This is a genomic window from Mesorhizobium sp. M7D.F.Ca.US.004.03.1.1 (assembly GCF_003998635.1).
GTDB lineage: Bacteria > Pseudomonadota > Alphaproteobacteria > Rhizobiales > Rhizobiaceae > Mesorhizobium > Mesorhizobium loti.
On sequence record NZ_RZQG01001154.1, the window covers coordinates 1 to 1,649 of the forward strand.

2 protein-coding genes are annotated in these 1,649 nt (G+C 60.2%); both read left to right on the plus strand.

Annotated features, from left to right (window positions below; all coding sequences use genetic code 11):
- Positions 1-474, plus strand: a 474-nt coding sequence (locus EN935_RS35005) for a transaldolase family protein (protein ID WP_281040395.1), incomplete at its 5' end; no start/stop codon positions are given.
- The coding region (gene pgi / locus EN935_RS35010; protein ID WP_127374172.1) for a glucose-6-phosphate isomerase at positions 474-1,649 on the plus strand (1,176 nt) is incomplete at its 3' end. The genes EN935_RS35005 and pgi, both read left to right, overlap by 1 nt.

A 1,649-nucleotide genomic window follows, 5' to 3' on the forward strand; every position in this document is an offset into this window, starting at 1 on the left:
GTCATGGATAAGGTTAGCCCCGCGCTGCGGAACCGTCTCGGTATCGCCATATCCGGGCAAGTCTATAAAGCCTACCGGGAGCGGCTTGCCTCTACCGGATGGCGCAAGCTGGCCGATGCCGGCGCACTTTCCCAGCGTCTGCTATGGGCGAGCACCGGGACCAAGGATCCGCAGCTTCCGCAATCCTATTACATCGAAGCGCTCGCCGCACCGGACACCATCAACACCATTCCGGAGAAGACACTTCATGCATTTTCGAAAGAGGGGGCGGTGAACGGCGTCATGCGGGAGGACGGTGGCAAAAGCGAAGCCGTTCTTGCCGACTTCGCAGAAGCTGGCGTCGACATTCAGGCGCTTGCCGCGCAGCTCCAGTTGGAAGGCGCGCAATCCTTCACCAAATCATGGGCCGATCTGATGGCGGTGATTGCCTCGAAGAGCGAGCAGTTACATCGCCACGGTTCGGCCACCGGATGATGAGCGCGCCTCTCGCGGCCAGGACGTTGCCACTCGCCGAACTTCCAGCATGGCAGGCGTTGCTGGCGCATTGCCAGGAAGTGCGCCCTTTGCATCTGCGACAGCTCTTCGCCGATTATCCCCAGCGTGGCAAGCGTTTCGCCATCGACGCCTGCGGACTTTATCTCGACTATTCGAAAAACCGCATCACGGCCGATACGGTCCAGCTACTCATTGAACTTGCCGAGGCCTGCGGGTTGCGTGAGCGCCTCGAAGCAATGTTCAGCGGTCAGAAGATTAATGTGACCGAGCGGCGCGCGGTGCTTCATACGGCCCTGCGCGCGCCTATTGGCGAGCGAATTTTAGTCGACGGTATCGACGTTGTGCCGGAAGTCCACGCGGTGCTCGGCAAGATGGCCGACTTCACGGGCAGGATTCACAGCGGCGCATGGCGCGGCCATACTGGCCTGCCGATCCGAAACGTCATCAATATCGGCATCGGCGGCTCGGACCTCGGGCCGGTCATGGCCTATGAAGCGCTGCGCCACTACAGCCGGCGCGACATGATTTTCCGCTTCATCTCGAACATCGACGGTACCGACTTCGTGGAGGCGACGCGGGACCTGAATCCTGAGGAAACGCTGTTCATCATCTGCTCGAAGACGTTTCGGACGTTGGAAACGCTGACCAACGCCCACGCCGCACGTCAGTGGATACTGCACAATCTGGGCGACCAGCAGGCGGTGGCCCGGCATTTCGTCGCCGTCTCGACCAATACCGAAGGGGTCGCGGAATTCGGCATCGACACAAATCAGATGTTTGGCATGTGGGATTGGGACGGCGGCCGCTATTCCATGGATTCAGCGATTGGCCTGTCCACCATGCTCGCCATCGGCGCGGAGAATTTCCACGCGATGCTGTCGGGCTTCCACGACATGGATCACCACTTCCGCACCGCGCCGTTCGGTGAGAACCTGCCGGCGCTGATGGGCCTGCTCGCAGTTTGGTACAACAACTTTTTCGAGGCGCAGACGGTCGCGGTTCTGCCCTACGAGCAATATCTCAAGCGCTTTCCTGCCTATCTGCAGCAACTGACAATGGAAAGCAACGGCAAGCACGTCACGCTTGGCGGCACGAAAGTCGATTACCAGACAGGGCCGATCTATTGGGGCGAACCTGGCACCAATGGGCAGCAT